Source organism: Nonomuraea guangzhouensis, from assembly GCF_019396345.1.
In the GTDB taxonomy this organism is placed as follows: domain Bacteria; phylum Actinomycetota; class Actinomycetes; order Streptosporangiales; family Streptosporangiaceae; genus Nonomuraea; species Nonomuraea guangzhouensis.
Genome location: NZ_JAHKRM010000015.1, coordinates 29,115 through 51,631, shown reverse-complemented (window position 1 = coordinate 51,631; position 22,517 = coordinate 29,115). Strand labels below are relative to the sequence as shown.

Below are 22,517 nucleotides of genomic sequence, written 5' to 3'. Positions count from 1 at the left end.
GGCCTGGTAGCCGTCGAGGTTGCCCGCCTCCAGGTAGATCACCGACTGCGACTTGTCGAGGCAGGTAGCGGTCCAGCTCGAACTCGGTCACCTGGCGGCGGAAGTCGCGCCACTCCGAGCGCTTGTTGCGCAGGAAGAAGTCGAAGACGTGCTCGCCCAGCGTCTCGGCGACCAGCTCGCTCCGCTCCATGACCGCGATGGCCTCGTCCAGCGACTGCGGCAGCGGCTGGATGCCCAGGGCGCGACGCTCGGCGCTGGTGAGGGTCCACACGTTGTCCTCGGCGGCGGCCGGGAGCTCGTAGCCCTCCTCGATGCCCTTCAGCCCGGCCGCGAGGATCAGCGCGAAGGCCAGGTAGGGGTTGCAGGCCGAGTCGAGCGAGCGGAACTCGATGCGCGTCGAGCCGCCCTTGTGCGGCTTGTACATCGGCACCCGCACCAGCGCGGACCGGTTGTTGTGCCCCCAGCAGACGTAGGACGGCGCCTCGCCGCCCTGGCCCGCGATGGCCTCCGCGCCGCCCCAGAGCCGCTTGTAGGAGTTGACCCACTGGTTGGTGATGGCGGTGATCTCGGCGGCGTGCTTGAGCAGCCCGGCGATGAACGAGCGGCCGATCTTGGAGAGCTGGTAGTCGGCACCGGCCTCGTAGAAGGCGTTGCGGTCGCCCTCGAACAGCGACATGTGGGTGTGCATGCCGGAGCCGGGGTGCTCGGTGAACGGCTTGGGCATGAAGGACGCCCAGATGCCCTGCTCCAGCGCGACCTCCTTCATCACCAGCCGGAAGGTCATGATGTTGTCGGCCGTGGTGAGCGCGTCGGCGTAGCGCAGGTCGATCTCCTGCTGGCCGGGCGCGCCCTCGTGGTGGCTGAACTCGACCGAGATGCCCATCGACTCCAGCATCATGATCGCCTGGCGCCTGAAGTCGTGGCCCGAGCTGTGCGGGGTGTGGTCGAAGTAGCCGCCGGAGTCGATCGGCTCGGGGCGCTGGCCCGGCTCGGGCCGGTTCTTCAGCAGGAAGAACTCGATCTCCGGGTGCGTGTAGAAGGTGAAGCCCATGTCGGCGCACTTGGCGAGCGTGCGCTTGAGCACCCAGCGCGGGTCGGCGTGCGACGGCGAGCCGTCCGGCATGAGGATGTCGCAGAAGATGCGGCCCGCCCCCGGCGTCTCACTGCGCCACGGCAGGATCTGGAACGTCGCCGGATCCGGCTTGGCGAGCATGTCGGCCTCGTAGACCCGGGCGAAGCCCTCGATGGCCGAGCCGTCGAACCCGATGCCCTCGGCGAAGGCGCCTTCGAGCTCGGCCGGGGCGATGGCCACCGACTTGAGGAAGCCGAGAACGTCGGTGAACCAGAGCCGGATGAACCGGATGTCGCGTTCCTCGAGCGTGCGGAGCACGAACTCCTGCTGGCGGTCCAAAGCATCCCCTAGCGAAGACAGTACTGAGTTCTCTATCAGGATGCCGTGTCCGTGTTTCGCACACGTTACGTGGGGCGTCGGTGCGAGCCTCGCTGACAAAGAGCCCGGCCCGACCTATCGTGATCACGCAGTCAGTCTCGGGGGAGGCATTGGTGGCTATCGACCTGCTCAATCACAAGTTTGATCGGGCTTTCGACCACATCGACGCGGGCGGCGAGGGCGTCATCGAGCGTGAGGACCTGCTGGGGTTGGGTGCACGACTACTGGTGGGATTCGGCGAGTCCCCAACCTCGGTCATCGGCAGCAGTCTCGTCGACGGCTTCGACGGGATCTGGTCGGCCCTGTCCGGCGCGCTCGGCCGGGACGCCGACTCCCGGATCTCGCGGGAGGAGTTCCGTACCGGCATGACGGCGGCGTTCATCGAGGGCGACCACTACGACACGGTGTTCCGGCCCGCCACGGTGGCCGTGGCCGACCTCTGCGACGACGACGGCGACGGGCTGATCGGGCCCCGTGAGTTCCGTACGCTGCTGAGCGCCTTCGGCACCGCCTACGATGACGTGGACGAGGCGTTCGACCGGCTCGACCGGGCCGCCAGGGGCGCGCTGACCGTGGACGAGCTGATCGTGGCCGCCTGGCAGTACTACGTCAGCGACGATCCGAGCGCCGCGGGCAACTGGCTCTTTGGGCCCCTATGAGTACCGATGTGATCACCTCGGTGCGGACGGCGCTGCGGTCCATGCTCCAGTGGAAACCGCTGGCGCCCGGACCGCGCAGAGGGGCGCCCGCCGCCGCCACGCTGCTGGTGCTCACCGAGCGGGTGCCCGCCATGGCGGCGCCGTGCCGCATGCATCCGGCCGTGTACGCGATCGAGGCCGCGGTCATCGACTGGGCGCGGCGGACGGAGCTCCGCGCCGACCCCGGTGTGGGGTTCCACCGCATGGCGGGCCGCGCGTTCGCCGAGTTCGACGCGGCCGCGGCGGCGCTGTTCGCGCAGTGGCTGACCTGGCTGTTCAATCTCGACGACGAGCTCGACGAGGGGCCGTGCCGGCTGGAGGTCTTCCAGGGCCTGCTGGCGGGCGGGGCGGCCCATCCGCTGGAGGCCGCCTTCGCCGACCTGTGGCGGGTGACCAGCGCCCGGATGAGCGATCTGTGGCGGACCAGGTTCGCGGCCAACCTGCGGCGCCAGCACGACGCCTGCCGCGTCGAGGCCGAGAACCGCGCCACCGGCCGCATCCCGACCCTGGAGCAGTATCCGGTGCTCCGCAGGGGGACCGTCGGACCCTACCTCTATGACCTGGTCGAGCCGTGCCTGCGGGTGGAGGTGCCCGCGTGGGTGCACGGCTGCGAGCCGTGGCAGCAGCTCGTCGACGCCTGCATCGACGTCACCGCCTGGTGCAACGACGTGGCGTCCCTGCCCAAGGAGCGGGGCGACGGGCACAATCTCGTCGTGGTCGTGATGCACCAGCTCGGCCTGGACCAGCCGGAGGCCACGGCCTGGGTGCTCGACCGGATCGCCGAGCGCTGCCAGGACATGCACGAGGCCGCCCGGCGCCTGCCGCTCGACACGCTCACGCCCAGGCTGGCGCGCGATGTGAGCAAGGTGGCGTGCGCCTACCTCGCCGCGCCGCGCGCCCACCTCGACTGGCTCCTGGAGTCCACCCGCTACACCTGACGCCGACCGGCCGCGCGCGCCCGGCGGCTCCTGGCAGCCACGGGGCAGGCGCGCCCGCACTTGACGGCTACCGGGCGGCTACCGGGCGGGCGTGCTCGCGGCCAGGGTGTCGCCCGCCGTCGTGCGGCGGTAGACGACCTGCTTGCCGACGCGCATCCCGATCGTCAGCCCGCCGCCGCTGAGCACGCTGAGGTGCTGGCTGACCGCGCCCGGCGTGAGCGACATGCGACCGGCCAGCGCCGAGGTCGTGCTGGGCTCGGCCAGCGCGAGCAGGATCCGCGCCCGGCTGCGCCCGATGAGCGCCGCCAGCGCCTCCGGCGCGGGCGGCGGGCCCTCCTCCCACAGCGTTCCGACGCCCAGCACCGGATAGACCAGCATCGACTGGTACGGAGCCGACATCACGGCCACCGACGGCCAGTAGAACGCGCTCGGCACCAGCACCAGCCCGTCGCCGTGCAGCCCGCCGCTTGAGCACCAGGGCCGGTTGATGTGCAGCCGCTCCCCCGTCCACGCCACCGCCGGATCGAGCCCGGCGAACAGCTCGCGGGCGCCTCCCTGGGCCAGTTGCCGTGACCTGCGCAGCACGTCGCGCTCCAGCAGCCCGTACACGCGGGGCCAGAACTCGGCGAAGCACGTCTCCCAGTAGGCCCGCAGCGCGTCAGCCACCCGGGCCACGCCCGCCGCCGGATCGGCCATGAACCGTTCGATCACTGCCGGGTCCACTCCGCGTACCATGGCCGCCTCCGCGCGGGCCCGTTCCGGCGCGGTCAGCCGTACGCGATCGAGCTCGGCCGCGAAGTCCGGCAGCGGCGTGTCGGGCGGCGGGGTGATGAAGTCCGCCAGATAGCCGCTCGGCGGGACGAGGGCGAACAACTCGGTCAGGTCCAGCCCCGCCAGCCGGGGGCGCACGCACTTGATCCACGGCAGGTGGATCGACTGCCTGGCCGGGTCCTGCAGCGTACGCAGGCTGGCCACCAGCTCCCACATCGGGGAGAACGCGAACCTGATCCGCGCGACGTCCTCCGGCCGCATCACCCAAGTCACCGGCATACGTTTTAGTGTGCCCTAAATCGTTCGCCGCCACCAAAGGCGAAATATCACTCTTTATCCGTGACTAGCACCGTTGTTGAGAAGCCGTCGTTCCTGAGATCCAAGGTGGGCGGGCTGCCCCGGCCGTTCTGGGCCCTGTGGAGCGGCACACTGGTGAACCGCCTGGGCACCATGGTGATGCCGTTCACCGGCGTCTACCTGACGCAGGCCAGAGGCGTGTCGGTGGCGGGCGCGGGGCTCGTGATGGCCGTGTACGGCGCGGGGTCGCTGATCTCGCAGCTGCTCGGCGGGTGGCTGACCGACAGGATCGGGCGGCGGGCCACGCTGTCCGGCGGCATGCTCGCCACCGCGGGCGCGATGCTGGCGCTGGGATACAGCACGTCCCTGGCCGCGATCATCGGCTCGATGTTCGCGCTCGGGCTGGTGATCGACGTTTACCGGCCGGCGTCCAACGCCCTGGTGGCGGACCTGGTCTCGCCGGTGGAGCGGCCCAGGGCGTACGGGCTGCTGTTCTGGGCCATCAACCTCGGCTACGCGGTCGGGATGACGGCGGGCGGGTGGCTGGCCCAGCTCGGGTTCGGCTGGCTGTTCTGGATCGACGCCGTCAGCAGCGTGGTCTTCGCCGTACTGGTCTGGCGGGCGGTCCCCGAGACCCGGGCGCCCGAGAGGACGTCGGCGGGCGGGTTCGGCGTGGTGCTGCGCGACCGGGTGATGGTCGCCTTCACCCTCGTCGTCCTGGGGCAGGCACTGGTCTACCTGCAGACGGTCACCATGCTGCCGGTCGCGATGGTCAAGCAGGCGGGGCTGTCCACCGGCGAGTTCGGGGTGGCGATGGCGCTGAACGGGGTGCTGATCGTCGTGGTGCAGCCGCTGGTGTCCGACTGGTTCGGCCGGCTGGACGCGGCCAGGACGTTCGCGCTCGGCCTGGCCGTCACGGGGGCCGGGTTCGCGCTCACCGCCTTCGTCACCGACGTGGTCTGGCTGAGCGTCACCATCGCCGTCTGGACGGCGGGCGAGATCGTCACGGCCGGCATCGCGGGCACCCTCGTCGCCGCGCTGGCGCCCGCGCATCTGCGGGGGCGGTACTCGGGGCTGTTCGGGTTCGCGTGGTCGGCCGCCGCGGTGCTCGCGCCGCTGGCCGGCGGGGCGCTGCTGGACATCGGCCCCAAGGCCCTGTGGTTCACGGTGGGCGGCATCGGGCTGCTGTCGGCGGTGGCCATGCTGGCGCTCGGCCCGGCGATCAGGCGGCGCGCCCTCGAACCGGTCCTGTGACAGAACGCACTTTTCATCACTTGGACGATAAAAACGCCGTCGTACTAGGCTGACCATGTGGCCCAACTGCGCATTGCCTTGGCACAGACAAACCCAACCGTAGGCGACCTCTCCGCCAACGCCGACCGGCTGCTGACGTGGACGCGCGACGCCGCCGAGCGCGGCGCGCACCTGGTCGTCTTCACCGAGATGTTCCTCACCGGCTATCCGGTGGAGGACCTGGTGCTGCGTACGTCCTTCGTGGATGCCAGCATCAGGACGCTCGGTGAGGTCGCGCTCCGGCTGCGCGAGGAAGGGCTGGGCGACCTGCCCGTGGTCGTCGGCTACGTCGACCGCACGGGGCTCGCGCCGCGCGTCGGCCAGCCCAAGGGCGCCTCACTCGACGCCGCCGCCGTGCTCTACCAGGGCGAGGTGGTCATCCGTACGGCCAAGCACCACCTGCCCAACTACGGCGTGTTCGACGAATACCGCTACTTCGTGCGCGGCGACCGGCTGCCCGTCTTCCGGCTGCACGGGGTGGACGTGGCGATCGCGGTCTGCGAGGACCTGTGGCAGGACGGCGGCCCGGTGGCCGTGGTGGGCCAGGCGGGAGCCGGTCTGCTGGTGGTGCCGAACGCCTCGCCGTACGAGAAGGAGAAGGACGACGTACGCCTGGAGCTGTGCGCGCGCAGAGCGCGTGAGGCCGGGTGCGCGCTCGTCTACGTGAACCAGGTCGGCGGGCAGGACGAGCTGGTCTTCGACGGCGACTCGATCGTGGTGGACGCGGCGGGCGAGCTGGTGGCGCGGGCCGGGCAGTTCCGCGAGGAGCTGCTCGTGGTGGACCTGGACCTCCCGGTCTCCACCGCCGAAACCGGGGCGTTCCCCCACGACGCGGGCGACGGCTCCACGATCACCGTGGACCGCCTGGTGCTGTCGTCCGAGCCGGTCGAGCCGCGCGAGCCGCTGCCCGCGCCGGTGGCCGAGCGACTCGACCTGCACGCGGAGGTCTACTCGGCGCTGGTGCTCGCGGTACGCGACTACGTGGCCAAGAACGGCTTCCAGTCGGTGATCCTGGGCCTGTCCGGCGGCATCGACTCGGCGCTGACCGCGACCATCGCCTCCGACGCGATCGGCCCCGAGCGGGTGCACGTGGTGCTGATGCCCTCGCGCTACTCCTCCGACCACTCCCTCGGCGACGCCGAGGACCTCGTGCGCAGGCAGGGCATCAATGCCCAGGTGGTGCCGATCGCCGACATCGTCGACGCCTTCGAGAAGGAGATCAGCCTGTCCGGGCTGGCCGCCGAGAACCTCCAGGCCCGCGTCCGCGGCATGATCCTCATGGGCCTGTCGAACGAGCACGGCCACCTGGTGCTGACGACCGGCAACAAGAGCGAGCTGGCGACCGGCTACTCCACGCTGTACGGCGACTCGGCGGGCGGCTTCGCGCCGATCAAGGACGTACCGAAGACGATGGTGTGGGAGCTGTCCCGCTGGCGCAACGCCCACGGCGACCCGTCCTTCCGCCTCGACGCCGAGCGGCCCATCCCGGAGAACTCGATCACCAAGGAGCCGAGCGCCGAGCTGCGGCCCGACCAGCGCGACACCGACTCGCTGCCGCCGTACGAGGTGCTGGACCGGCTGCTCGACGACTACGTCGAGAAGGACATGGGCTCGCAGGAGCTCATCGCGGCCGGCCACGACCCGGAGCTGGTGACGCGCATCATCCGGCTGGTCGACCTGGCCGAGTACAAGCGCCGTCAGTACCCGCCGGGCCCGAAGATCACCCCGAAGAACTTCGGCCGGGACCGGCGCCTCCCGATCACCAACCGGTGGCGCGAGACGACCACCTGACGACGCCCATCGGCACCGGCGTCCGGCCGCCGAAACCGTCGGTGCCGTCATCTAGCATCGGCCCCTGAGGAGGTACGTGTGATGACACCCACCCCTGTCGTACGGCTCGGTGAGATCTGCGACGCCACCGAGCGGTTGATCGAAGAGGTGCGGGAGGAGCAGTGGGCCGCCCCCACCCCGTGCACCGAGTGGAGCGTCCGCGACCTGGTCAACCACCTCGTCGCCGGCAACCGCCGGTTCACCGGCGTCCTGCGCGGCGCGGTCCCTCCGGGCAACGCGCCGCGCCCGCCGGTCACCGACGTGCTCGGCGACGATCCGTTGGCCGCCTTCCGTGACTCCAGCCGCGACATGCTGGCGGCGTTCGAGGAGCCCGGTGTGCTGGACAAGAAGGTCAGCATGCCGATCGGCACCGTCCCCGGCATCGTGGCGCTCCAGTTGCGCATCGTCGAAGGGCTCGTGCACGGCTGGGATCTCGCTCGCGCGACGGGCCAGACCGTGCGGTTCCCGGACGATCTCGTCGAGCAGGCATTGGCGTTCACCCGCGACAAGCTCGGGGACATCCCGCCCGACCGGAGCCCGTTCGGGGTCCCGACGCCGGTGCCGGACGACGCTCCGTCGCTCGACCGGCTCGCCGCCTTCCTCGGCCGTCCGGTGACCGCCGCCACGGACTAGCTCGACGGCCCTTCGACCCGTCAGACCTTCAGGCGAAGAGCAGGGTCAAGCCGCCGATCGTGTAGCAGATCATCAGGAGGAAGAGCGGGATCTGCCCCGCCACCGCCCGGTCGGGCCGCAGCAGGCGGACCGACCGGTCATGGGCGGCCACCACGCCCACCACGTGCCCGATCACGATGGCCAGCACCTGGACGGTGGCGATCGTGGCCGGGCTGACGGCGTTCTGGTCCACCGTGGCGTCGAGGCCGAGCGACAGGATGATCGCGCGCTGGCCCTCGATGACGAGCAGCGAGAAGTAGTGCGCGATCAGATAGCCGATCGCGACCGGCACCAGCGAGTGGGCGAATCGGGGCGCCAAGCCCTTGGTCCCGCCGATCAGCCCGGCCAGCCCCAGGCAGACGCCGTACAACACCGCCACCCCGGCGATGGCCACCAGCAGGCCCAGCGTGCCCAGCCCGGCCCGGCCAAGGGGTCCGGACTGCAGGGCGTTCACCCAGGCGGGGGCCGAGGAGAAGCCGTCGTAGCCGGTGCCGCCGAGCAGCACGCAGACGGTGGCCACCAGGCCGGGGGCCGGTTCGAGCGCGTCGAGGCCGTCGAACGGGTTACGCAGCACCAGTCGCCCGTCGGCCCGTCTGCCGAGGGGCGACAGCTGGCCGATGAGGGTCGAGTACACCTCGAACGGGTCGCCTCTGGACAGCCACGCGTGGCCGTACAGCAGGGTTCCGGCCAGTTGCGCCGTGCCGTACAGGACGCAGAAGACCAGCAGCGTGGCCGGTGCGGCGGGCTCGGGCGCGACCAGCTCCATCCAGGTGAAGGCGAGCAGGCCGACGGCGGCGGGCCAGTAACCGAGCCGGAACGGCAGCGGCCGGCGCGGCCGGTCGGGCAGCAGCCGGAACGGGTTGAGCACCCGCCAGACCGGCCCGAACAGCAGCGAAGCAGGCACCAGACCCACCCAGAAGAGCACATACACCAGGTACGGCCCGGCGTTCCCGTCGGCGGGCCCGGCCACGAGCCAGCCCAGCGTGTACGCCACGGCCAGCAGCGTGAACACCCGCAACGGCCCGGCGGGCCACCGCAACGGGATCACCCGCCCCGCCCGATCGCCCCGGAACCGGGAGTCCGCCCAGAGCAGCCCGAGCGCCAGAAAGGACACGACAAGCGCCGCGAACGCCCCGGCATAGGCGTAGAAAAGCGGAATCGGCAGATCACTACGGTCACCAACCCCATGCGCGAGCACACCGGTCACCTGCGCGAACGCCAGCTGAGCCACGCCGGTCATCGCACCGCCACCTGCGTGAGCACGAGCTTGCTCCGGTGCGTCTCCACCTCGAACACGCCGGTCAGGTCCGCGGTGAACCGCACGGTCACCGGCACGCCGGGCCGCAGCTCGGCCTCGATGTCGTACCCGTGCACGTGCACCTCGTCAGCGACGTCACTGGTCACCGTGATGCTCACCGGCCGGCCCTTGGCCACCTCCAGCCACCCCGACGGCGGGCTCACCTTGCCCCCGGCGATGGTGATCTCCGCATTCGGCCGCGCGCTGGGCGATCCCGTGGACACCTCGTGGCTGTTGCCGGGCACGTGATGGGTCTGCGACAGCGGCCCGCACCCCGCCACAAGCGCGCAGACCACCACGACCGCTGCTCGCCTCACGCGCGCACCTCGGCCTGGAGCGGCGCCTCATCCGCCGTACGGCGGCGCCGGGGCGCGAGGACGACCACCGCGCAGAGCACCCAGAACCCGGTGAGCAGCCCGCGACTCCAGCCGGGCCCCAGCGGAATCACCGGGATCAGGTAGACCACCCGGTCGAAAGCATCCACACCGGCCAGCAACCCCAGCACGATCGTGAACCACCCGAAAACCGCCCGCCCCCGCCGCAGCGCCGCGCCAAGACAGAGCCACCAGGCCGCCATGAGCAGCAACGCGAGCGCCGCCAGCAGCGTGCTCTCGGCGGCGGCAGCCAGCACGTCGAGTGCCAGCCCCACGAACCCGCACAGGCTCCCGGCCACGATCAGCCGCTGCCGGTACTCGCTGCGCGCCGCCACCGCCGGGGCCACGCCGTTGCTCGACGGATCGCCCTTGCGTAGCCGTACGGCCTGGCCGGCCCGCCGGCAGAACAGGGCCGCGATCAGCCCGAGCACCACCGAACCGCCCAGGGCGAGCTGGGTCTCCACCTTGCCGAAGCCACTGGCACCGAACCAGTCGCAGCCCGCGGGCAGCCGCGCCTGCGCGGCGCTGTAGTCGGCGCACAGGTAGAGCTTGGTGAGCTTCACGGGCTCGGCCAGCCAGCGGCTGGAGCCACCGGACAGTTCGGGCGCCTTGGCCGCGCAGACCGGCAGCGTCGCGGGCGAGGACCTGCCCACGCCGGCCTGCCAGCAGTTGCCGGTCCCCTGACCGTCCCACCAGACGTCCAAGGCGTTGGGCCGCCGTTCGCCGGTGGGGCTCACTCCGAAGACATTGCCCTCGTAGCGGTTGTAGTTGGACGTGTCGGCCTGCTTGGCCAGGTCGTTCTCGCCCCTGATGAACGCGGGGACGCCGAAGAGCCCGAAGCCCGCGCGGTTGTGGCCCCAGATCTGGTTGTTCCGGAAGACGTTGTAGTTGCCGCCCGCGACCAGGACACCGGTGCCCGGCGGGGCGCCCGTCTGGGAGCAGACCACGCCCTGCTCGTAACCGCGCTGCGCGGGCGGCTTGGCGCAGGTGCCGTTGCGCGTGTACTCGTAGTAGTCCTTGTTGTTGTCGTGGATCTCGTTGCGCTCGAACTTGGCGTGGTTCTGCGGCAGGCCGGGGTGGCTGGGCCAGAGGCTGTCCATCGTGGCGCCGACCATGTTGTCGTAGAACTCGTTGTCGTGCACCCACATCGAGTCGCCCGCGGTGCCCGAGTAGCCGAGCGCGTTGTCGTGGCTCTTGCAGCGGCGGATCTCGATGGCGTAGCGCGGGACCTCGTGCCCTCGGCCGTCGTTGATGTTGGACGCGCTGCCGGGATAGAGGCCGCCGTCGCCGTTGCCGTACGCCTCGCAGTCGGTGTAGAGGCCGTGGTCGCTGGCGAAGGTCAGGAAGCCGTACTCGTCGTTCCAGCGGGTGAGCACCTGGTCGATGACGAAGCCGTCGGTCTCCAGGATGTACAGGGAGTTGAACGTCGTGCGCTGGGCGGTGAGGTTCCTGAAGTAGACGCCGTCGGTACGGTCGGCGCGGATGGCGTTCAGCTTGCGGTACTGGGCGTCGACGATCACGTCGAGGGGAGACGCCCCGGTGCCCTCGATCTGGAGGTCCTTCTTGCCGAGGATGGCGACCAGGTTCTGGTTGTGCGGGCAGCGTTGCTGCTGTTCGAAGGAGAGGATCTGGTAGCCCCAGGTGGACCAGCGGGCCGGGAGGTGGGCGCAGTCGCCGGTCGGGGCGGCCTGGCTGGGCTCTTCCTGGTAGAGGCCGGGGAGCAGGGCGATGGTCATGCCCGGCCGGTCGACCTTGTCGACGGCCTCCTGCAGATCCCTCACCCCTGATTTCTGGCATTTCGCGAAAAGGGAGAGGTTGCGCTGCTTGAGGGGGTCCGGGAAGGCTGCGATTCTTCGGGCGAAGTCGTCCGCGTCTGTCTTACAGACCAGCAGATCGGGCTCCGCCCTGCGTAAGACAGGTAAGCTGCCCGAACCGTCGGGCAGCGTGATCGGGCGCTCCTCGTGGGCCAGCGCGGGGGCGGCGAGCAGGAGCAGCAGGGACGAGCTCAGGGCGACGACGGTGGCGAACCTGCGCATGGGGGGCATGGCCGCGACGCTAGAACACCACTCATGTTCTGCCTAGGGTCAAGATCGAAATGGCCGGGAGAATCTCCCGGCCATCCGCGTCTCAGCCTTGCGGCCCGATCCCGGTCATGGCCGCGTCGACGATCCGTTCGGCCAGGTCGGCAGGCAGATCGCCGGCGGGTGCCCACTTGGTGTTGTGCATCATGGTCCCGGACAGCATTGCCATCGCCAGATCGACGTCGAGGTCCGGCCGCAGCTCGCCCGAGGCGACACCCCGCTCCAGCGTGCTACGCATGGCCTGCTTGCGCGGCTCGACGGCGCGCTTCATGAAGCGCTCCATCAGCCGCGGGTAGCGGTCGGCATCGCTCATCGCGATGTTCATCACGCACCGGGAGCGGGCCTGGCCCGCCTCGCTGCGCATCACATCGAGCAGGATGATCAGGTCGTCGCGCACCGACTCTCCGGCCAGCGGCGGCAGCGGCGCCTTGAGTGTGGCCAGCGCGTCGACGACCAGGTCCTCCTTGTTGGACCAGCGCCGGTAGATGGTCGTCTTGCCGACGCCCGCCCTCGACGCGATCGCCTCGATGGTCAGCTCCGACACGCCCATGCCCTCGGCGATCAGGTCGAGCGTCGCGTCGATGATCGCCTTCTCGGCTTTTTCGCTGCGTGGACGGCCCGCCGGACGGGCCGTCGTGGATTCCTGGATCGTCATCGCGATCTCACACTACCGCTGGTTCTTTCTTTTCCACCTGCTGCACCGGGCGGGCCTTGCCCGGCATCCACTTCAGCACCACCAGCACACCCAGCAGCGCGATCGCCGCGGAGACCAGGGCCGTGATGTGCATGCCGTGGAGGAAGGCGTCGTAAGCGGGCTGGAGCAGCGCCTGCCCCTTCTGGCCGAGCGCGTGCGCGACGCCGACCGTCGCCATGATCGACTCACCGGCGGCGTGCTGGGCACCGGCCGGGAGGCCGGACAGGGCGGGGGCGATCTCGCCCCGGTAGCTGGAGGACAGCACCGAGCCGAGCACGGCCACGCCGAGCGCGCCGGCGATCTGGCGGACGGTGTTGCTCATGGCCGAGCCGACACCGGCCTTCTCCCTGGGCAGCGCCTCCATGATGGCGGTGGTCGCCGGCGGCATGATGTTGGCCATCGCCGCACCCTGCACGAAGAAGATGATCTCGATCAGCACGATCGGCGTGTTCTGGTCCAGGAACGCGTAGCTGGTGAGCACCGCCGTGACCACCAGCATGCTGACCGCGGAGGAGACCTTGCCCCCGAAGCGCTGGTTCACCCGCTGGCTGAGCGGCGCGAAGATGAGCTGCGCCGCGGCGAACGGGATCATCAGCGCGCCTGCCTGGATCGGGCTGAAGCCCAGCACGATCTGCATGTAGAAGGTCAGGAAGAACATCCCGCCCATCATCGCGAAGAAGACGACGCCCATCATGCCGATGGCGGAGGAGAACCGGACGTTGCTGAAGTTACGCACGTCGAAGGCGGGGTGGTCGGTACGCCGCTCCCACCAGACGAAGGCCGCCAGCACCGCCACGCCGAACAGCGTGGGCGTGAGCACCTCGGCGGAGGCCACGGTGGCCAGCTCGCCGCCGCGGATGATGCCGTAGACGATGGCGACCAGGCCGATGATGGACAGCAGCACGCCGATCGGGTCGAGCTTCGACGGCTTGGGGTCACGCGACTCCGGCACGATCGTGCCGATGAGGATCATGCTGACGATCACGATCGGCACGTTGATCAGGAAGACCGAGCCCCACCAGAAGTGCTCGATCAGCAGACCGCCGGTGATCGGGCCGATCGCCACCGCCAAGCCGACGCCACCGGCCCAAACGCCGATGGCCTTGCCCCGCTCACTCGGCGGGAAGACGTTGGAGATGATGGCCAAGGTCGCGGGCATGATGGCCGCGCCCCCGATGCCCATCGCCGCCCTGGCCAGGATCAGCTGCATCGGATCCTGGGCGTAGGCGCTGGCCAGCGAGGCCAGGCCGAACATCAACATGCCGATGAACAGCATCCGCTTGCGGCCCGTGCGGTCACCGATCACGCCGAAGGTGAACAGCAGCCCGGCGAACACCAGCGTGTAGGAGTTGATCGCCCACTCCAGCTCGCTCTGCGTCGCGCCCAGACCCAGATGGGGATCGGCGATGGTCTTCATCGCCACGTTGAGGATCGTGTTGTCGAGCACGACCGCCAGCAGGCTGAACACCAGCACGCCGAGGATGCCCCAGCGGCGTGGATGCCCTGTGTTCGCTTCCATGAAAGCACCTTAATTTCGATACGGACGAGTTTCGCAACGCTACCGTATCGCAAGCTTATTCCGATACGCAACGGTTTCGTTTCGTAAGGGTTAACTCGAGGCGACGACTGGCTCCGTCGGCGCGACCGGCGCGTCGTCAGCCGCCGCCGGCTGTGGCCGCCGCCGCCAGAACGGCAGCGCGACCAGGACCATCGCCACGCCCGCGAGCCCGGCCACCACGAACGCCCAGGCGGGCCCGTGCGCGTCGATGATCGCCCCGGCGATCGGCGCGGAGATCGCGCCACCGACCAGCAGGGCGGTGCCGTGGAAGCCCATCGCCTCACCCCTGGCGCCGGCGGGCACCCAGCGGCTGACGGTGTCGACGGTGGAGGACAGCGAGGGGGCGCAGAGCACCCCGGCGGGCAGCAGGGCCAGGATGAGCCACCGCCAGTCGCCACCGGCGAGCGCGGCCGGCGTGGTCAGCAGGCCCATGCCCGCGATGAGGGCCAGGGGCGAGGCGCCGCGCGACAGCCCACCGTACACGAAGCCGCCCAGCAACGAGTAGACGCACCAGATGCCGACCGCGAGCCCGATCCACGCGGTCTGCCCGGTGTGCTCCATGGTGCCGACCAGGGCGAGCTCGGTCGCGGTGAGCACGAACGTGGCCGAGGCCACCGTGCCCAGCAGCGCGACGAAGGCGGGCGTGAACCATCGCCGCCGCGGCACCCGCGCCGCGGGCGCCCGCAACTCCTCGGCCGACCGGGTCGGCGGATTGAGCACGACCAGCGCCACACCGGAGCCGGTCAGGCCGACCGCGATGATCGTCAGTGTCGGCCCGCTGCCGAGCGTCGTCATCCCGGCCACGGCCAGCGCCGGGCCGGCCATGTAGGAGAGCTCGACCAGCATCGAGTCGAGCGAGAAGCCCGCCCTGCGGTGCTCGACCGGCACGATGGCCGCCAGGCACTGCCTGATCACGCTGAACACCGGCAGCGCCAGCAACCCGGCCACCACCGCCGCCACGACCAGCGCCGCGTAGGGCAGCGCCCACGCGCTCGCCCAGAACGCGGCCTGCGCGCAGGTGGTGATGGTCAGGACCGGCCGCAGGCCGTGCTTGTCGACGAAGCGGCCCGTCAGCGGCGACCCGATGGCCATGCCGACCGTGCTGGCCATGGTGACCAGCCCCGCCCTTCCGAAGCCGAGCTCCAGGCCGTTGACGACGTGCAACGTCAACGCCATCCCCGTCGCGGTGGTCGGGATGCGGGCGATCAGGCCCACCAGGAGTAACGTCCGCACGCCGGGGAGCCGGAACAGCTGTTTGTAAGGGTCGAGTGCCATGTTTATTGCTTACCTCCCGACCCATTGTGACAAGCGGCACCGACAGTTCCGCCACCGGTTTGCCGCGCGTGCCATCATCGGAGTGGTCCGGGTACGCCACTGGGGCGACTCGAGGCTTCATCGGAGGGTTTGTCATGTCCTCTTCCACCACGCTGTACGGCGGCGCCGCCGGGCGCCGGGTCACCGTCCGCGACCTGATCGCGGCCAAGGAGCGCGGAGAGCGGTGGCCCATGATCACCGCCTACGACGCGATGACCGCCCGGGTGTTCGACCAGGCGGGCATCCCGGTCCTGCTGGTCGGCGACTCGGCGGCCATGGTCGTCTACGGCTACGACTCCACGCTGCCGGTCACGGTCGACGACCTGCTGCCGCTGACGGCCGCCGTCGTCCGCGGGTCCGCGCGCGCCCTCGTGGTCGCCGACCTGCCGTTCGGCTCCTACCAGGGCTCACCCCAGCAGGCGCTGGAGACGGCCTCGCGCTTCATGAAGGAGGCGGGCGCGCACGCGGTCAAGCTGGAGGGCGGCCGCCGCGTCCTGCCACAGGTCGAGCTGCTGATCTCGGCGGGCATCCCGGTCATGGCCCACCTCGGCCTCACCCCGCAGTCGGTGAACGTCCTCGGCGGCTACCGCGTCCAGGGCCGCGGGCAGTCGGGCGACGAGCTCATGTCGGACGCCAAGGACCTCGAACGGGCCGGCGCCTTCTCGGTGGTGCTCGAATGCGTGCCCGCCGAGCTGGCCGAACGGGTGACCACCTCGATCGCCATCCCGACGATCGGCATCGGAGCGGGCCCGGCCACGGACGCGCAGGTGCTGGTCTGGCAGGACCTCATGGGGCTCACCCAGCGCCCGGCCAGGTTCGTCAAGCAGTACGCGGATCTGGCCACGGAGATGGACCGCGCCGTACGCGCCTACGCGGCCGACGTGGTCTCGGGGGCCTTCCCGGAAGCCGTCCACACGTATGGATAAGTCTGGACACATCTCGACAAATGGTGAAAACTTTATCAACAGCTTATAGTCGGGCCGACTGAGGTGCCTCATGCCTTTCGTGGGACGAGAGCGCGAACTCCGGCAACTGGCAGACGCACTGAGCCGTCCTCCTCTCGTGCTCCTGATCGAGGGCGAGGCGGGTGTCGGCAAGACCCGGCTGCTGCATGAGCTCACCGGCCACCCGATGCTCGTCGGGAGCTGCCATCCCATGCGGTTCCCGTACGGGCCGGTCGTGGAGGCGTTACGTGACGTCCGGCCCATGCGCGACCTCAACCCGATCACCGGGGCGTTACGCCCGTTCCTGCCGGAGTGCGGCCACCTGCTGCCGCCCACCCCTCCCCCGCTCCAGGACGCGATGGTGGAGCGGCACCGGCTGTTCAGGGCGGTGCTGTCGCTCCTGGGCTCGCTGCGGCCGATCACGCTGGCGGTCGAGGACGTGCACTGGGTCGATCCGGGCACCAGGGAGTTGCTGGCGTTCCTGGCCCGCTGCCTGCCGGACGGGGTCAACCTGGTCGTCACGTACCGCGCGGAGGACCTGTGCCACCCCGTGACCGAGCTGCTCGGGCACCTGCCGCCGCGCATCGACCACGCCGAGATCGCGCTCGGCCCGCTCACCGCCGAGGAGACCGCGCTGCTGGTCAAGCACCTGCTGCCGGGCTCGGCCGACCTGTGGCCGCTCACCGGGGGCGTGCCGCGCGCCGTCGAGGAGCTGACCCGCATGCTGGCCGACGGCCAGGAGCCGGGCACGCCGCCCGCGCTGCGCGACGCCGTGCTGGTGAAGCTGGCCGCGCTGCCGCGCGCGGCACGCCACATCGTGCAGGCGGCGTCACAGGTCGAGCATCCGGTGTGCGAGGACGTGCTGACGGGCGTCGCGGGCGTACCTCCCGAGCAGGGCGAACGCGGCCTGTCCGAGGCGGTGCGGTGCGGCCTGCTGCGCGAGTGGACACCCGGCAGGTACGGCCTTCGCCAGCCGCTGACCAGGCAGGCCGTCTCCGAGACGATCACCCCGGCGGCGGGTCGCCGGCTCCGCCGCAGGATCGCCGGCCCGGCCGAACCCCAGGGCACGCTGTCACCGCGGGAGGAGGAGGTGGCCAGGCTGGCCGCCGACGGCCTCACCAACAAGGAGATCGCCGAGAGCCTGTTCCTGTCGCCGCGCACGGTCGAGGTGCACATCGCCAACGCGCTGCGCAAGCTGGGTCTCACCTCGCGCAGGCAGCTCACCTTAGGCACGACCTAAATCGCCCTACGTAGTCGCATTACGTGTGCTCCACGTATGGCCGCGAGCCCGATTCTGTCTCATGTTTCAGTGATCCCCGTCCAATACCCCAGGAAGGGCTCACACCTGTCATGCGACCACGCACCCTGATGCTCGCATCACTCGTCGGCGCGCTGGCTCTGTCGGCCGCGCCCCTCCCCGTCTCGGCCGCGGCGCCGGAGACCAGCACCTACATCGTCCAGCTCAACCCCAACGTCCGCGCCGCCACGAGCGCCGCCGAGGAGCAGGTCGGCAAGTACGGCGGGCACCTGATCGGCGTCTACGAGTCCGCCTTCAAGGGCTACACCGCCACCCTGACCGCGGAGGCGGCCGAGAAGCTCAGGCAGACCCCGAACGTGCTCACCGTCGAACCGGACGCCGTCGTCACGGCGTTCGCGCAGACGATCCCGACAGGCGTCAGGCGGATCTTCGGCCCGGCCAACCCGAACCTGGACATCGACGGCGTGGACGACGTACAGATCAACACGGACGTGGCCGTCGTGGACACCGGGGTGGACCAAACCCATCCCGACCTGAACGTGGTGGCCCGTGCCAACTGCGTGACCGGCGTCTGCGTCAACAACTCGGGCACCGACGACAACGGCCACGGCTCGCACGTCGCGGGCATCATCGGCGCGCGTGACAACACGATCGGCTCCGTCGGCGTGGCCCCGGCCGCCCGCATCCACGGCGTGAAGGTGCTCAACGCGGCCGGCTCCGGCACCCTGGCGGGCATCGCCGCCGGCCTCAACTGGGTCGTGGCCCGCGCCTCCACCATCGAGGTCATCAACCTGAGCCTCGGCTGCAACGGATGCACGAGCAGCGCGATCAGCACCGCGATCACGAACGCCACCAACGCCGGCATCGTGGTCGTCGTCGCGGCGGGCAACAACCACGCGAACGCCTCGACGTTCTTCCCGGCCAACCACCCTGACGTGGTCACCGTCTCGGCGCTGACCGACAACGACGGACTGGCTGGCGGCGCCGGCGGCAGCACGCTGTCGTGCCGCTCCGAGACCGACCAGGACGACACCTCGGCGTTCTACTCCAACTTCGGCTCGACGATCGAGATCACCGCACCCGGCACCTGCATCTACTCGACGTGGATGGGCGGCGGCTACAACACGATCAGCGGCACCTCGATGGCCAGTCCGCACGTGGCGGGCGCGGCGGGCATCCTCACCGCGGGCACCCGCAAGCCGACGACCCGGGCCGGGGCACTGGCCGTACGGACCAAGCTGATCTCCACCGGCAACTCCGGCTGGACCGACGACTCGGGCGACGGCGTCAAGGAGCCGCTGCTCGACGTACACGACGCGACGCAGTACTGAGTCTCGTGATGAACGACCGGGTGCCCGGCGTGCCGGGCGCCCGGATCGGCGGGTCAGGCCAGCGTGGCGGGGTCGGTGTTCGAGCCGCACACCACCACCGCGACCCGCTCGCCGTCCGCCGGGACGTACGCCCCCGACAGCAGCGCGGCGTACGCGGCCGCGCCCGCGTGTTCGGTGACCATTCGGTGCTCCGACCAGAGGGCGCGGCGAGCGGCCACGATCGCGTCGTCGCTCACCAGCACGCTCTGGACGTCCGCCCGGGAGAGGACGTCGTACGCGATGCCGCCCAGCCGGCTGGCGCCCAGCGCGTCCGCGCCCACACCGCTCACCTCCACCGGCACCGGGTGGCCCGCCCGCAGCGCCTCGTGCAGGGTCGGGCACAACAGGGGTTCGACGGCGACGATCCGCGGCCCGCTCCCGCCGGCGGTGCCGGCGCCCACCGTGACGCCCGCGGCGAACCCGCCGCCGCCGACGGCCACCACCACCGTGTCCACGCCGCCGGTCTGCGCCATCAGCTCCAGCCCCGTGGTCCCCTGTCCCGCCACGACCTCCGGCTGGTCATAGGCGTGCACCTGAAGGGCCCCGGTCTCCGCCGCCCGCTTGCCCGCCGCCTCGGCCGCCTCTGCGTAGATGGCCCCGACCTGGTTGACCTCCGCGCCCAGCGCCCGCAGCCCCGCCACCTTCACCGGGCTGCTCACCTCCGGCACGAAGATCTCCGCCCGGACGCCCAGCGCCTTCGCGGCGTAGGCGACGGCGAGTCCGTGGTTGCCGCCACTGGCCGCGATCACCCCGCTCGGCGGCAGCTCACCGGCCGCCAGGATGCGGTTGAACGCCCCCCGCACCTTGAACGACCCCGAGTGCTGCAGCTGCTCCAGCTTGAGGAACAGCCCGGGAGAGATCTCGAGCACCGGCGTACGCAGCACGTGCCCGCCGATCCGCTCGGCCGCAGTCTTCACGTCGTCGTAGGTCACCGTCATCGTAGGCATTTAGGAAGTTTCCTAAATGCCTAATCACTCTGTCAACGCCTGCGAGATGTCCGCCCACAGGTCCTCGGGGTGCTCGATGCCCACGGCGATGCGTACGGTGCCCTCGCCGATCCCGTGCCGGGCCATCTCTTCGGCGCTGAGCGCGCGGTGCGACGTGGACGCCGGGTGCAGGACGAGCGTCTCGACACCGCCCAGCGAGGGGGCCAGCAGCGCCAGCCGGATCGAGCTCATGAACTTCTCCCCCGCGGCGCGGCCACCGACCAGGTCGAAGGAGAAAACGCCGCCGAAGTCGGGCAGGAGCTTGGCCGCCAGCTCGTACGAGGGATGCGACGGCAGCCCCGGCCAGTGCACGGCGGCGACCGCCGGATGCTCGGCGAGCCGGGTGGCGAGCAGGCGGGCGTTGGCGCAGTGGCGTTCCATGCGCAGGGCCAGCGTCTGGATCCCGCGCAGCGTGAGCCAGGCGGCGAACGGGTCCGCCGAGGCGCCCAGCTCGATCGCGAAGTGCCACGCCTTCTTGTACAGCTCGTCGGCGGCGAAGACCGCGATGCCACCCACCACGTCCGTGTGCCCGGACAGGTACTTGGTCGTGGAGTGGACGACGACGTCGGCGCCGTGTTCGAGGGGGCGGCACAGCATGGGCGTGGCGAAGGTGTTGTCCACGACCGACACGAGGCCGAGCTCCCGGGCGACGGCGCACATCCCGGGCAGGTCGGCGACCTGGGCGATGGGGTTGGCGATGGTCTCCAGGTAGACCAGCCTGGTCTCGGGGCGCACGGCGGCGCGCAGGGCCTCGGGGTCGTCCTCGGGCACGTAGCTGACCTCGATGCCGAACCTGCCGACCAGCTCGTTGATCATCGCTGCCGTGCCGCCGTACAGGGCCTTCTGGGCGATCAGGTGATCGCCGGGCTTGAGCAGGCCGAGCAGGACGGTGTTGATGGCGCCCATGCCGGAGCCGGTGGCCAGGGCGGCGACGCCGCCTTCCAGGCCGGAGACGGCCAGTTCCAGCGAGCGGACGGTGGGGTTGGTGTAGCGCCCGTACACGAACGGGCCGTCGGGGCGGCCCATCGCGTCGGCCATCACCTCCGGGTCGTCGAAGACGAAGCCGGAGGTCTGGTAGATGGGCATGGTGATCGGACGGCTGCCCTCGATGGGTGGCTGGGGCAGGTGCACGGCTCGGGTCTCGGGGTGCAGTTCGCTCATGTCCCTCAGGATGTACTGAGAACTGGCTCATTGTCAGATCCAATGGTGGATAATTGGTCCATGAATGGGGCCAATCTCGATGATCTCGTCGACCTGCTGGGCCGCTGGGCGTCCGGACGCGGGCCCCTCTACCTGCTGCTCACCGGCCGTCTGCGGGCGCTCATCGACGACGGCGTGCTGCCGCCCGGCGAGCAACTGCCGCCCGACCGGGTGCTGGCGAGGCGGCTGGCGGTCGGCCGGGGCACCGTGGTCGCCGCCTACGACCTGCTCCAGCAGGAGGGCCGGGTGGTGCGCCGCCAGGGCAGCGGCACCCGCGTCGCGCTCTGCGACCTGCCTTCCACCCGCTCCACGGACGGCGTCGTCGCGAACCCGCTGCTCATGCACATCCTCAATCCCCCGGACGGCGTCCAGCTGCTGACCTGCGCGGCCCCCGACGTCCCACCGTACGCGCTGGTCGAGGCCTACCAGGAGGCGGCCACCCGCCTCATCGGCCTGCGTGACCTGGGCTACCAACCGGCCGGGAGCCCCGTCCTGCGCGAGGCCGTCGCCGCCTACTACCGCGACCGCGGCGTGCCCACCACCGCCGCGGAGATCCTGGTGACGAACGGCGCGCAGCAGGCGCTGACGCTGCTCGCCCAGCTGCTGGTGTCGCCGGGCGACACCGTGCTGACCGGATCGCCGACGTACCCGGGCGCGCTGGAGGTGTTCAGGCACGCCGCCGCGTCCGTCCGGCCGGTGGTGCTGGCCCCGATCCCGGCCGAGGCGATGCGCGAACGGCCGGCCCTCGTGTACGCCGTGCCGACCGCCGGCAACCCGAGCGGTGCGACCATGGCATCGGCCGATCGGCGGCGCCTGGCCGAGCTCGCCGCCGAGCACGACGTGCCGGTGATCGACGACGAGGTCTGCGCCGAGCTCAGCTTCTCGGGCGTGACCCCGCCGCCGCTGGCCGCCTACTGCTCCGCCGAACAGGTGATCACGATCGCCTCGCTGAGCAAGCTGGTCTGGGGCGGGCTGCGGGTGGGCTGGATCCGGGCGTCCGCGCCGCTGGTGTCGCGGCTGGCCCGGCTGCGGGCCGTACACGATCTGGGGGGTGAGATTCTCGGGCAGTTCGCCGCCGCCACGCTGCTCGGGCGGCTCGACGAGATCAGGCGGGCGCGCGTACGGACGCTGCGGGCGCGTCACGACCACCTCTGCGCCGAGTTGCGCGAACACCTGCCCACGTGGGAGTTCGAGCCCGCGCTCGGCGGCCAGACGATCTGGGTACGGCTGCCGCGCGGGGAGGTCGACTCCTTCGCCCAGGTGGCGCTCAGGCACGGGGTCGCGGTGCCGCCGGGGCGCTCGTTCGACCCGCTCGGCGGGCACGCCGAGTACATGCGGCTGCACTTCCTGTTCCCTGAGGAGGAGCTGTCGCAGGCGGTCGCCGCCCTGGCGCGGGCCTGGCGTTCCTATGACGGCGCCCGCGAGCCCGCCGCCGCCCGCCACACGCTGATCGTCTGAGCCCGTCTCCGCCGTCAGCTGACAACGGGGTGGT

19 protein-coding genes are annotated in these 22,517 nt (G+C 70.7%); 9 read left to right on the top strand and 10 right to left on the bottom strand.

Annotated elements, in window-relative coordinates:
• A partial coding sequence (glnA, locus tag KME78_RS29560) for a type I glutamate--ammonia ligase (RefSeq protein WP_246652065.1) occupies positions 1–1,411 on the bottom strand: 1,411 nt, incomplete at its 3' end.
• Between the two features lie 152 nt (positions 1,412–1,563).
• On the opposite strand from glnA, the gene KME78_RS29555 reads away from it, so the two are divergent.
• Positions 1,564–2,109 (top strand): EF-hand domain-containing protein, encoded by a 546-nt coding sequence (locus KME78_RS29555; RefSeq protein ID WP_219532669.1) that lies wholly within the window; start codon positions 1,564–1,566, stop codon positions 2,107–2,109.
• Positions 2,106–3,086 carry a terpene synthase family protein gene (locus KME78_RS29550; RefSeq protein WP_219532668.1) on the top strand — a complete coding sequence of 327 codons (981 nt, stop codon included), beginning with the start codon at positions 2,106–2,108 and terminating at the stop codon, positions 3,084–3,086. Before KME78_RS29555 ends, KME78_RS29550 begins: the two co-directional genes overlap by 4 nt.
• Positions 3,087–3,164: 78 nt before the next feature.
• Here KME78_RS29550 and KME78_RS29545 read toward each other — a convergent pair whose 3' ends face one another.
• Positions 3,165–4,136, bottom strand: coding sequence for a DUF5937 family protein (locus KME78_RS29545; protein ID WP_219532667.1), 972 nt, complete (start codon positions 4,134–4,136; stop codon positions 3,165–3,167).
• Positions 4,137–4,196: 60 nt separating this feature from the next.
• Between KME78_RS29545 and KME78_RS29540 the strand changes: the two genes are divergently transcribed.
• From KME78_RS29540 to KME78_RS29530, 3 genes are all read left to right on the top strand, one after another.
• Positions 4,197–5,408: an MDR family MFS transporter gene (locus KME78_RS29540; RefSeq protein WP_219532666.1), complete on the top strand. Its 1,212-nt coding sequence runs from the start codon at positions 4,197–4,199 to the stop codon at positions 5,406–5,408.
• Positions 5,409–5,465: 57 nt separating this feature from the next.
• The gene (locus tag KME78_RS29535; protein ID WP_219532665.1) at positions 5,466–7,238 is read left to right on the top strand and encodes an NAD+ synthase; all 1,773 of its coding nucleotides are present in this window, start codon (positions 5,466–5,468) and stop codon (positions 7,236–7,238) included.
• An 81-nt stretch (positions 7,239–7,319) separates the two neighbouring features.
• Positions 7,320–7,910: a TIGR03086 family metal-binding protein gene (locus KME78_RS29530; RefSeq protein WP_219532664.1), complete on the top strand. Its 591-nt coding sequence runs from the start codon at positions 7,320–7,322 to the stop codon at positions 7,908–7,910.
• Between the two features lie 28 nt (positions 7,911–7,938).
• Here KME78_RS29530 and KME78_RS29525 read toward each other — a convergent pair whose 3' ends face one another.
• The 6 genes from KME78_RS29525 to KME78_RS29500 all read right to left on the bottom strand — a co-directional run bounded on the left by KME78_RS29525 (position 7,939) and on the right by KME78_RS29500 (position 15,228).
• A complete protein-coding gene (locus KME78_RS29525) occupies positions 7,939–9,189 on the bottom strand; it encodes a hypothetical protein (protein ID WP_219532663.1) in 1,251 nt (416 codons plus the stop codon).
• A complete protein-coding gene (locus KME78_RS29520; RefSeq protein ID WP_219532662.1) occupies positions 9,186–9,563 on the bottom strand; it encodes a cupredoxin domain-containing protein in 378 nt (125 codons plus the stop codon). The genes KME78_RS29525 and KME78_RS29520 overlap by 4 nt, the downstream gene beginning before the upstream one ends.
• Entirely contained in the window at positions 9,560–11,665 is a 2,106-nt protein-coding gene (locus KME78_RS29515; protein WP_219532661.1) for a right-handed parallel beta-helix repeat-containing protein, read from the bottom strand. Before KME78_RS29515 ends, KME78_RS29520 begins: the two co-directional genes overlap by 4 nt.
• Positions 11,666–11,747: 82 nt before the next feature.
• On the bottom strand, positions 11,748–12,356 hold the full coding sequence (locus tag KME78_RS29510) for a TetR/AcrR family transcriptional regulator (protein WP_219532660.1): 609 nt from the start codon (positions 12,354–12,356) through the stop codon (positions 11,748–11,750).
• 7 nt (positions 12,357–12,363) lie between these two features.
• Positions 12,364–13,914, bottom strand: coding sequence for an MFS transporter (locus tag KME78_RS29505; protein ID WP_219532659.1), 1,551 nt, complete (start codon positions 13,912–13,914; stop codon positions 12,364–12,366).
• Positions 13,915–14,004: 90 nt separating this feature from the next.
• Positions 14,005–15,228, bottom strand: a complete 1,224-nt coding sequence (locus KME78_RS29500; protein WP_219532658.1) for an MFS transporter — start codon at positions 15,226–15,228, stop codon at positions 14,005–14,007.
• A 134-nt stretch (positions 15,229–15,362) separates the two neighbouring features.
• Between KME78_RS29500 and panB the strand changes: the two genes are divergently transcribed.
• The 3 genes from panB (at position 15,363) to KME78_RS29485 (ending at position 18,800) form a co-directional block, all read left to right on the top strand.
• On the top strand, positions 15,363–16,193 hold the full coding sequence (gene panB / locus KME78_RS29495) for a 3-methyl-2-oxobutanoate hydroxymethyltransferase (RefSeq protein ID WP_219532657.1): 831 nt from the start codon (positions 15,363–15,365) through the stop codon (positions 16,191–16,193).
• 70 nt (positions 16,194–16,263) lie between these two features.
• Positions 16,264–17,451 (top strand): helix-turn-helix transcriptional regulator, encoded by a 1,188-nt coding sequence (locus tag KME78_RS29490; RefSeq protein WP_219532656.1) that lies wholly within the window; start codon positions 16,264–16,266, stop codon positions 17,449–17,451.
• A 110-nt stretch (positions 17,452–17,561) separates the two neighbouring features.
• Positions 17,562–18,800: a S8 family serine peptidase gene (locus KME78_RS29485; protein WP_219532655.1), complete on the top strand. Its 1,239-nt coding sequence runs from the start codon at positions 17,562–17,564 to the stop codon at positions 18,798–18,800.
• Between the two features lie 53 nt (positions 18,801–18,853).
• Here the strand turns inward: KME78_RS29485 and KME78_RS29480 are convergent, their stop codons facing one another.
• Positions 18,854–19,777: a serine/threonine dehydratase gene (locus KME78_RS29480; protein WP_219532890.1), complete on the bottom strand. Its 924-nt coding sequence runs from the start codon at positions 19,775–19,777 to the stop codon at positions 18,854–18,856.
• Between the two features lie 33 nt (positions 19,778–19,810).
• Entirely contained in the window at positions 19,811–20,986 is a 1,176-nt protein-coding gene (locus KME78_RS29475) for a trans-sulfuration enzyme family protein (protein ID WP_219532654.1), read from the bottom strand.
• 60 nt (positions 20,987–21,046) lie between these two features.
• On the opposite strand from KME78_RS29475, the gene KME78_RS29470 reads away from it, so the two are divergent.
• Positions 21,047–22,483 carry an aminotransferase-like domain-containing protein gene (locus KME78_RS29470; protein WP_219532653.1) on the top strand — a complete coding sequence of 479 codons (1,437 nt, stop codon included), beginning with the start codon at positions 21,047–21,049 and terminating at the stop codon, positions 22,481–22,483.
• Positions 22,484–22,517 lie beyond the last annotated feature (34 nt).

Coding starts and splice junctions, on each gene's coding strand:
- KME78_RS29550 (WP_219532668.1), top strand. CDS start 2,106: ATGAGTACCGATGTGATCACCTCGGTGCGGACGGCGCTGCGGTCCATG.
- KME78_RS29545 (WP_219532667.1), bottom strand. CDS start 4,136: ATGCCGGTGACTTGGGTGATGCGGCCGGAGGACGTCGCGCGGATCAGG.
- KME78_RS29530 (WP_219532664.1), top strand. CDS start 7,320: ATGACACCCACCCCTGTCGTACGGCTCGGTGAGATCTGCGACGCCACC.
- KME78_RS29525 (WP_219532663.1), bottom strand. CDS start 9,189: ATGACCGGCGTGGCTCAGCTGGCGTTCGCGCAGGTGACCGGTGTGCTC.
- KME78_RS29515 (WP_219532661.1), bottom strand. CDS start 11,665: ATGCCCCCCATGCGCAGGTTCGCCACCGTCGTCGCCCTGAGCTCGTCC.
- KME78_RS29510 (WP_219532660.1), bottom strand. CDS start 12,356: ATGACGATCCAGGAATCCACGACGGCCCGTCCGGCGGGCCGTCCACGC.
- KME78_RS29505 (WP_219532659.1), bottom strand. CDS start 13,914: ATGGAAGCGAACACAGGGCATCCACGCCGCTGGGGCATCCTCGGCGTG.
- KME78_RS29500 (WP_219532658.1), bottom strand. CDS start 15,228: ATGGCACTCGACCCTTACAAACAGCTGTTCCGGCTCCCCGGCGTGCGG.
- panB (WP_219532657.1), top strand. CDS start 15,363: ATGTCCTCTTCCACCACGCTGTACGGCGGCGCCGCCGGGCGCCGGGTC.
- KME78_RS29490 (WP_219532656.1), top strand. CDS start 16,264: ATGCCTTTCGTGGGACGAGAGCGCGAACTCCGGCAACTGGCAGACGCA.
- KME78_RS29485 (WP_219532655.1), top strand. CDS start 17,562: ATGCGACCACGCACCCTGATGCTCGCATCACTCGTCGGCGCGCTGGCT.
- KME78_RS29480 (WP_219532890.1), bottom strand. CDS start 19,777: ATGACGGTGACCTACGACGACGTGAAGACTGCGGCCGAGCGGATCGGC.
- KME78_RS29475 (WP_219532654.1), bottom strand. CDS start 20,986: ATGAGCGAACTGCACCCCGAGACCCGAGCCGTGCACCTGCCCCAGCCA.
- KME78_RS29470 (WP_219532653.1), top strand. CDS start 21,047: ATGAATGGGGCCAATCTCGATGATCTCGTCGACCTGCTGGGCCGCTGG.